Origin of the sequence: Nocardiopsis sp. NPDC057823 (assembly GCF_042797335.1) — a bacterium.
In the GTDB taxonomy this organism is placed as follows: Bacteria; Actinomycetota; Actinomycetes; order Streptosporangiales; family Streptosporangiaceae; genus Nocardiopsis; species Nocardiopsis changdeensis.
This window is the reverse complement of record NZ_JBHVLR010000011.1, coordinates 159,256-166,318: the sequence shown is the minus strand read 5'-3', so window position 1 is coordinate 166,318 and position 7,063 is coordinate 159,256. Positions and strand designations below refer to the sequence as shown.

The window sequence follows — 7,063 nt, the reverse complement described above, 5'->3', positions numbered from 1 at the left end:
GTGTCTGGTGGGCATGGTGCCTCTGGGCACGGTGGTGCGCCCGGGGCGCATGGCACCTCCGGGTATGGAGACACGGCTGGTGTGTCTGGTGGGCATGGTGCCTCTGGGCACGGTGGTGCGCCCGGGGCGCATGGCACCTCCGGGTATGGAGACACGGCTGGTGTGTCTGGTGGGCACGGTGCCCCTGGCTACGCAGATGCGGTCGGTGCCCCCGGGCACGGCGGTGCGGCTGGGGCCTCTGGCTATGCAGATGTGACCGGGGCCCCGGGTGCGCATGGTGCTTCCGGGCACGGTGCCCCTGGACACGGTGGTGCCGCTGGGGCCTCTGGTGCGTACGGAGACACGGCTGGGGCCGGTGCTCCCGGGTACGCGGATGCGTCCGGGTACGGCGATGTCGCCGGGGCGGGTGACGGCTCGGGTGGCCGCCCGGTCGCCGAGGTGGGCGGCGGGGCCTCCGAGTACGGCGGGTCATCCGGGGCCACCGGGGCGCAGGGGACGTGGGACGCCTTCGGGAGCGGTGGGGCGAGCGCGCCTCCGGGAGCCTCGTTGGTGCCGCCGCCTCCCGCGGACCGCTGGGAGGTCGAGGCGGAGCCGTCGATCGCTCCGGGACCCGAGGCGGACCGCGAGCCGCCCGGCGCCGGGCTGCTGGAGCCCATGCCGGAGGGGGTCTCCGACAGCAGCGGGTGGGGCCCGTCCTGGAAGTCCTGACCGCCGTACCGCCGGCCTCCTAGGAGGCCGGGGGCTCGGGGCGGGACTGGAGCGCGGCCCAGATGAGCGGGATCTGGAGCGGGACGCGCCCCCAGGCCACGATGCGGTTGTCGGCCGGGCCGGGCAGACGCCCCGTGCCCGAGTCCATGGCCATCCGGATGTTGGCGGGCCACACGGCGAGGAGGAGGGCGGCGCCGGCCGGCCCCGCCCAGCGGCGGCGGGTCAGCAGGCCCAGGCCGCACGCGGCCTCGGCGACGCCGCTGCCGTACACCCAGGCGCGCGGCGCGGGCAGGGAGCGCGGCATGATCGCCTCGAACGGCTTCGGGGCGATGAAGTGCAGTACGGCCGAGGCCAGGAACAGGCCGCCGAGGGCGTACGGGGCGGCCGTGCGCGGGTTCTTCGTCACGACCCCTAAGTTACCCGCGGGTCATAAAACGCGGAAGGGCCCCGGAGCGGACTCCGGGACCCCCGTCACCTAGCAGCAGCGCGACCCGGGATTCGTGTCGCCCTTGTCCGTGTGGTGGCGCCAGAAGACGCGCTCGCTCATGGGCTCCTCGCCCGGGTGCTCCCGGTTGTGGTGCTCCAGGTAGATCTCGTAGGCCCGCTCGCCCACGACCCCGCGGGCGATCTGCCACGCCTCGCGCAGTCCGTGCAGCAGCCTCGGACCGAGTGCCGAGCCCGTCGTCATCGTCCGCTACTCCTTCTTCTCCTCGGAGGAACCGCCCACGCTCTCCAGCTGCCGAGCGTACTCGCGCTCCTCACGGCTCGGGATGAGCCCGTCCGGGGCCCAGGTCTTGGACCTCTCGTACGGGATCTCGGTGATGGGCAGCGTGCCCTCCGGGGCGCGCAGCGCCTTGATCCACACCCGGACCGAGTCGGCCAGGATGATGACCACCAGCAGCGCGAACAGCACCGACAGCGTGCCCTGGACCGTCGTGTTCACGACCACCTGGCGCATGGCCTCCTCGCCCTGCACCGCGCCCACCCCGGGCTCGCCGTTGGCGAGCGCCTCGGAGAACTGGCTGCGCTGGGCGAAGAACCCGATCTTCGGGTCGTCGGAGAACACCTTCTGGTAGCTCGCGGTCAGGGTGACCACCGCGTCCCAGGCCAGCGGCACCAGGGTGACCCAGGCGTACTTGGCCCTGCCGGACTTGATGATCAGCGTGGTGCACACCGCCAGGGCGATCGCCGCCAGCAGCTGGTTCGCGATGCCGAACAGCGGGAACAGCTGGTTGATACCGCCCAGCGGGTCGTTCACGCCCGCCCACAGGAAGTAGCCCCAGCCGCCGACGATCAGAGCGCTGCAGATCCACGCGCCGGGCCGCCAGCTCGTGTCGCGCATCGGCTTGTACACGTTGCCCAGGGTGTCCTGGAGCATGAACCGGCCGACGCGGGTTCCGGCGTCGACGGTGGTGAGGATGAACAGCGCCTCGAACATGACGGCGAAGTGGTACCAGAACGCCATCATGGCCTGGCCGCCGAACACGTTGGAGAAGATCGTCGCGGCACCCAGCGCGAACGTCGGCGCGCCGCCGGTCCGGGCGATGATCTCGCTCTCGCCGATGTTCGTCGCGATCTGCTGCAGTGTCGCGGCGTCCACCGTGAAGCCGAGCTGGCTGACGGTCTGCGCGGCGGACTCCACACTGCCGCCCAGGGCGTTCATCGGCATGTTCATCGCGAAGTACACGCCGGGGTCGATGATGCACGCGGTGATCAGCGCCATGACCGCCACGAACGACTCGGTGAGCATCGAGCCGTAGCCGATCATGCGGACCTGGGTCTCCTTCTCGATGAGCTTGGGCGTGGTGCCCGAGGAGATCAGCGCGTGGAACCCCGACAGCGCGCCGCAGGCGATCGTGATGAACACGAACGGGAACAGCGGCCCGGCCACCACGGGGCCCTGGCCGTTGAACGCGAACTCGGTGAACCGCGGCAGCTGCAGCGACGGCATCGCGATGAGGATGGAAACCGCGAGCAGGACGACCACGCCGACCTTCATGAAGGTCGACAGGTAGTCGCGCGGCGCCAGCAGCAGCCACACGGGCAGCACCGAGGCGACGAAGCCGTAGACGATCAGGCCGATGGTCAGTTCGTTCTTGCTGAAGAGGAAGACCTCGCTCAGCACGGCGTGCTCGGCCACCCAGCCGCCGCCGACGATGGACAGCAGCAGCAGGACGACGCCGATGGCGGAGGTCTCCATGACCTTGCCGGGCCTGACGAACCGCAGGTACACGCCCATGAACAGGGCGATGGGGATGGTCATGATCAGCGAGAACGCGCCCCACGGCGACTCGGCCAGGGCGTTCACGACGACCATGGCCAGCACGGCCAGCAGGATGATCATGATGGACAGCACCGCGATGAGCGCGGCGATGCCGCCGACCGGGCCGATCTCCTCGCGCGCCATCTGGCCGAGCGAGCGGCCGTTGCGGCGGGTGGAGAAGAACAGCACGACCATGTCCTGCACGGCACCCGCGAAGATCACACCCAGGATGATCCAGATGGTGCCGGGCATGAAGCCCATCTGCGCCGCGAGGACCGGGCCGACGAGGGGTCCGGCGCCGGCGATGGCGGCGAAGTGGTGGCCGTAGAGCACCCGGCGGTCGGTCGGGTGGTAGTCGGCGCCGTTGTTGAGGCGCTCGGCCGGGGTGGCCCGGGTCGGGTCGGCCATCAGCACCTTGTACTGGATGAACCGTGCGTAGAAGCGGTAGGCGATGGCGTAGGAGGCGAGCGCGGCGAAGATCAGCCAGGCGGCCGAGATCTCCTCGCCTCGGCCGATGGCGATCACGCCCCACGCGACCGCTCCCACGAGGGCGACGCCGGCCCAGATGGCGATGCTCTGTGGTGTCCACTTCGGCTTGTCCGGCGCCGGCGGGGGCCCCGCCTTGCCATTGACCGGAACAGAGGACATCTGATCCTTCTCTCTAACCTGTCGGGAACCCGGGGAGGAATCCGGGAGCCATATCGCGACAATCGTGCAGGACCTACCCGTGTTGCGGGCGTCACAAAGGAATCGGTTGCATTGCAGATTCAATACTTTGGGAACTTTCCCGAAACCATCTGGTAAGTGGGGGGAACCGCGCGTGCCCTGCCCGTACGGCTTTCCGGTCCGGCCGACACGGTGGGTGCGCGGGCGGGCACAATGGCGGAATGGAGACACCACAGGTGGCGGAGGAGAAGGAGACGCTCGCCCGCGTCACGGGTGAGACGGGCGGAGACCTGGTGCTGCGCCGGGTGGGCGCGCACTACGAGATCTACAGCAACGGGGTGTTCCTCATGGACACCCGGGACGGCACCTCGGAGCGCGAGATGGTGCGCGCGAGCCTGGCGGCGCTGCCGCGGGGGCGCGGCCGGGCGCGGGTCCTCATCGGCGGCCTGGGGGTGGGCTTCTCGGCGCGGGAGGCGCTGGACGACCCCCGGGTCTCCCTGGTGGAGGTCGTCGAGCTGGAGCCGCAGGTCATCGCCTGGCACGACGGCGAACTGGGCGAGGCCGCGGGCTACGTGCACCGCGACCCCCGCTGCCGGGTGCACAACGCCGACATCGTCGCCTGGACGGAGGCGGCGGCCGGGCGGCCGCAGCGCTACGACGCGATCTGCCTGGACACCGACAACGGCCCGGACTGGACCGTGACCGAGGCCAACGGCCGGCTGTACCGGGCGGCGGGGCTGGACCTGCTCAAGGGGCTGTTGGCCCCGGGCGGGGTGCTGGCGTTCTGGAGCGCCAACCCGGTGGAGTCCTTCGAGGCCCTACTGCGCGAGCGCTTCACCCACGTGGAGGCGATCGAGGTGACGGTGGCCCACAGCATCCCCGACACCGTCTACCTCGCCCGGGAGGCCTGACCGCGGAGCGGTTCCGGCCGCGGGACGCCGTGCCCGCCGCCGGGACCGCGGTCAGGGGGCGGGCACGGCGGGGGCCTCAGCCGCGGGAGGACATGAAGCGGGCGAACTCCTCCAGGGAGATGCGGGAGTCGCCGTCGGAGTCCATGGCGCTCACCGTTTCGGCGGCCTGCTCGTCGGTGCACTCGTCGCCGAGGTTGCGCATGAGGGCGACCAGCTCGGAGGCGGTGATGCGGCCGTCGCCGTCGGCGTCCACGAGGGCGAACGTGGCGGCGTACTCGGAGGTTTCGGGCATTGTCTCTCCCAGTCGGGGGTCCGTTGGTGCGGAAAGGCTACCGGTAGGACGAAGGGCCGCACCGGGCGGTTCTCGCACCGGGGCGGCCCTTCGTTCGGGGGGCGTGTTCAGGTCACTTGCCGACCGAGGCCCGGGAGCCGATCCAGCGGGCGATGACCGTGAACAGCAGCACCAGCACGAACAGGCACAGCGCCGCGCCCCACGCGCGGTCGATGCCCGCCTCGAACGGCTGGGCCGCACCGCGGTACAGCTGCATCGGCACGGCGCCCTGGGGGGAGCCCTGGAACGCGGTGACGATGATGCCGGTGCCGAACGCCGTCAGCAGCAGCGGCGCGGTCTCGCCGATACCGCGGGCGATCGCCAGCATCGAGCCGGTGGTCAGGCCCGGGGCGGCGGCGGGCAGCACCGTGTGGACGATGGTCTGCCACTTGCGGGCGCCCAGGCCGTAGCTGGCGTTGCGGATCTCGTCCGGGACCAGCCGCAGCATCTCCTCCGCCGAGCGTGTGACGATCGGCAGCATCATCACCGCGATCGCGACGGCGCCCACGAACGTGCCGAAGCCCATCGCCCCCCAGCCGATCACCAGCAGGCCGTAGACGAACAGACCCACGAAGATCGAGGGGATGCCGGTCATGACGTCGGTGAAGAACCGGATCGCGCCGGTCAGGCGGTTGGGGCCGAACTCCACGATGTACACGGCGGTGGCGATGCCGAACGGGATCGACATCGCGACGGCCAGCGCCATGATGTACAGCGTGCCGAAGAACCCGGCGGCGTAGCCGCCGCCCTCGCGCCGGGGCGGGGGCTCGGTGGCGGTGAAGAACTCCAGGTTCACCACGCCGATGCCGCGCCGGGTGACCTCGAAGATGATGAGGAACAGCGGGATCATCGCGAGGATCATCGCGCCGGTCAGGACGACCGTGGCCGCGCGGTTCTTGAACCGCCGGTAGCCGGTGCCGGGCGGGCGCACGCTCAGCGGGACGTGCTGCGCCGGGGTCGGGGGTGTGGTGGTCGCGGTGCTCATACGGCGGCGTCTCCCGTGAACTGCCCCAGGCGCCACACGACGACGCGGGCCAGGACGTTGATGATCATCGTGACGAGGAAGAGGGCGACACCGATCGCCATCAGCGCCGTCCGGGTCTCCGGCGAGGACTCGCCGAAGGTCGCGGCGATGTGCGAGGCCATGCTGCTGCCGGCGCCGAAGAGGCTGGCGCCCCAGGACTGGGAGCCGCCGATCAGCATCAGGACGGCGATGGTCTCGCCGAGGGCGCGGCCCAGGCCCAGCATGGTCGCGGCGACGATGCCGGAGAAGCTGGCGGGCAGCACCACCTTGGTGATGACCTCCCACCGGGTGGAGCCCAGCGCGTAGCCGGCCATCTGCTGCTCCAGCGGCTGCACCACGATGACCTCGCGGATGATGGCGGTCATGATCGGCAGGATCATGATGGCCAGCACGATCCCGGCGGGGAAGTAGCCGACGCCGCGCACCGGGCCCTCGAAGAGGAAGAACCAGCCCAGGGTCGACTCGACCAGGTCGAAGAAGGGCCGCATCACGTTCGGCAGGAACCAGTGCAGGCCCCAGAGGCCGAAGATGACGCTGGGCACCGCGGCCAGCAGCTCCACCGTGTAGGAGAGCGGCTTGGCGATGCGGCGCGGGGCCATGTGGGTGAGGTAGACGGCGACCATGATGGACAGCGGCAGCGCGATGACGATCGCGATGGTCGCGGTGACCAGGGTGCCGTAGATGAACGGCCAGGCGCCGTAGGTACCGGTGATCTCGGTCCGGGAGCCGCCCGCCGTCCAGTCCTCCCCGAGGAGGAAGCCGAAGAAGCCCTCCTTGGCGAACACCGGCCAGGCCTCGGTGGTCGTCCGGACGACCATCAGCGCCAGGATGACCAGCACGACGGTCCCGCAGGCGGCGACCGTCCACTTGAAGATCGGGTCGGCCAGGCGCCCTCTGCCGGCCGACAAGGTCCTCCGTGGGGAGTCCTCGGGGGCCTGCGGGGCCTCGGGGGCCTCGGTGGACATGTGCTTCTCCTCTGTGGCTTTCGTGGGGAGTGGAGAGCGTCCCCGCCCCGGCACCACGGGGCGGAAGAGGGGTGGAAGGGCGGCGGGCGGGGCGGGGGGGCCCGCCCCCCCGGGGGGGGACCCGGGGGGGGGGGGGGACCACGCGCCCAGGGGGGGGGGCCGCGCTCGGTGGGGGCGGTGGTGTTATAGACCGCA

At 71.0% G+C, this 7,063-nt stretch carries 9 protein-coding genes; 3 read left to right on the top strand and 6 right to left on the bottom strand.

The window, feature by feature from the left end:
- The coding region (locus ACFVNO_RS19075; RefSeq protein WP_378894181.1) for a hypothetical protein at positions 1-256 on the top strand (256 nt) is incomplete at its 5' end.
- 293 nt (positions 257-549) lie between these two features.
- Positions 550-708: a hypothetical protein gene (locus ACFVNO_RS19070; RefSeq protein WP_378894178.1), complete on the top strand. Its 159-nt coding sequence runs from the start codon at positions 550-552 to the stop codon at positions 706-708.
- A 19-nt stretch (positions 709-727) separates the two neighbouring features.
- Here the strand turns inward: ACFVNO_RS19070 and ACFVNO_RS19065 are convergent, their stop codons facing one another.
- From ACFVNO_RS19065 to ACFVNO_RS19055, 3 genes are all read right to left on the bottom strand, one after another.
- On the bottom strand, positions 728-1,114 hold the full coding sequence (locus tag ACFVNO_RS19065; RefSeq protein ID WP_378894175.1) for a MauE/DoxX family redox-associated membrane protein: 387 nt from the start codon (positions 1,112-1,114) through the stop codon (positions 728-730).
- Between the two features lie 69 nt (positions 1,115-1,183).
- Positions 1,184-1,396, bottom strand: a complete 213-nt coding sequence (locus ACFVNO_RS19060; RefSeq protein ID WP_220564284.1) for a YbdD/YjiX family protein — start codon at positions 1,394-1,396, stop codon at positions 1,184-1,186.
- 6 nt (positions 1,397-1,402) lie between these two features.
- The gene (locus tag ACFVNO_RS19055) at positions 1,403-3,619 is read right to left on the bottom strand and encodes a carbon starvation CstA family protein (protein ID WP_355257769.1); all 2,217 of its coding nucleotides are present in this window, start codon (positions 3,617-3,619) and stop codon (positions 1,403-1,405) included.
- A gap of 239 nt (positions 3,620-3,858) precedes the next feature.
- Here ACFVNO_RS19055 and ACFVNO_RS19050 point away from each other — a divergent pair, with 239 nt between their 5' ends.
- Complete coding sequence (locus tag ACFVNO_RS19050) at positions 3,859-4,548, top strand: spermidine synthase (RefSeq protein ID WP_220564286.1); 690 nt, start codon at positions 3,859-3,861, stop codon at positions 4,546-4,548.
- A gap of 76 nt (positions 4,549-4,624) precedes the next feature.
- On the opposite strand, the gene ACFVNO_RS19045 is transcribed toward ACFVNO_RS19050, so the two are convergent.
- The 3 genes from ACFVNO_RS19045 to pstC form a co-directional block, all read right to left on the bottom strand.
- A complete protein-coding gene (locus tag ACFVNO_RS19045) occupies positions 4,625-4,840 on the bottom strand; it encodes an EF-hand domain-containing protein (RefSeq protein WP_220564287.1) in 216 nt (71 codons plus the stop codon).
- A 112-nt stretch (positions 4,841-4,952) separates the two neighbouring features.
- Entirely contained in the window at positions 4,953-5,864 is a 912-nt protein-coding gene (gene pstA / locus ACFVNO_RS19040) for a phosphate ABC transporter permease PstA (protein WP_355257765.1), read from the bottom strand.
- Complete coding sequence (pstC, locus tag ACFVNO_RS19035) at positions 5,861-6,868, bottom strand: phosphate ABC transporter permease subunit PstC (protein WP_220564289.1); 1,008 nt, start codon at positions 6,866-6,868, stop codon at positions 5,861-5,863. Before pstC ends, pstA begins: the two co-directional genes overlap by 4 nt.
- Positions 6,869-7,063: the final 195 nt, after the last annotated feature.

Bases quoted from the DNA above. Each gene is read 5' to 3' on its own strand.
- ACFVNO_RS19060 (WP_220564284.1), bottom strand. From the start codon at position 1,396: ATGACGACGGGCTCGGCACTCGGTCCGAGGCTGCTGCACGGACTGCGC.
- ACFVNO_RS19055 (WP_355257769.1), bottom strand. From the start codon at position 3,619: ATGTCCTCTGTTCCGGTCAATGGCAAGGCGGGGCCCCCGCCGGCGCCG.
- ACFVNO_RS19050 (WP_220564286.1), top strand. From the start codon at position 3,859: ATGGAGACACCACAGGTGGCGGAGGAGAAGGAGACGCTCGCCCGCGTC.
- ACFVNO_RS19045 (WP_220564287.1), bottom strand. From the start codon at position 4,840: ATGCCCGAAACCTCCGAGTACGCCGCCACGTTCGCCCTCGTGGACGCC.
- pstA (WP_355257765.1), bottom strand. From the start codon at position 5,864: ATGAGCACCGCGACCACCACACCCCCGACCCCGGCGCAGCACGTCCCG.
- pstC (WP_220564289.1), bottom strand. From the start codon at position 6,868: ATGTCCACCGAGGCCCCCGAGGCCCCGCAGGCCCCCGAGGACTCCCCA.